The organism is Caballeronia sp. ATUFL_M2_KS44, from assembly GCF_023630965.1.
Taxonomy (GTDB): Bacteria; Pseudomonadota; Gammaproteobacteria; order Burkholderiales; family Burkholderiaceae; genus Caballeronia; species Caballeronia concitans.
On record NZ_JALQEA010000056.1, the window covers coordinates 1 to 284 of the forward strand.

Below are 284 nucleotides of genomic sequence, written 5' to 3' on the forward strand. Positions count from 1 at the left end.
CGATGAGCCTACTTCGAATCTTGATCCCGCATCTGTGAAGCACATTGCGCAACTGCTTCGCAGTCTGAAGCAAACGGTGGTGGTCATCACCCACGATATGGCTTTGGCATCGGCATTCGACATGCGCTATGCATTCGCCAATGGCGGGCTCGTGCCTGAACACGTCGTGCAAGCATCTGATCCGGTGCTGGTGGACGCATGAAGAAGCCGGGATTCTCAGCAGTCTTGGTTGCGGTCTGCATGACGCTGGCTAATCAGACATGCGCGAGCGATCTGCTCGATAT

The 284-nt window shown here is 55.3% G+C and carries 1 pseudogene; it reads left to right on the top strand.

Annotation, left to right across the window (positions count from 1 at the left end):
• Positions 1–202: pseudogene (locus NCR39_RS23730) on the top strand (hypothetical protein); the annotation flags it as partial.
• Positions 203–284 lie beyond the last annotated feature (82 nt).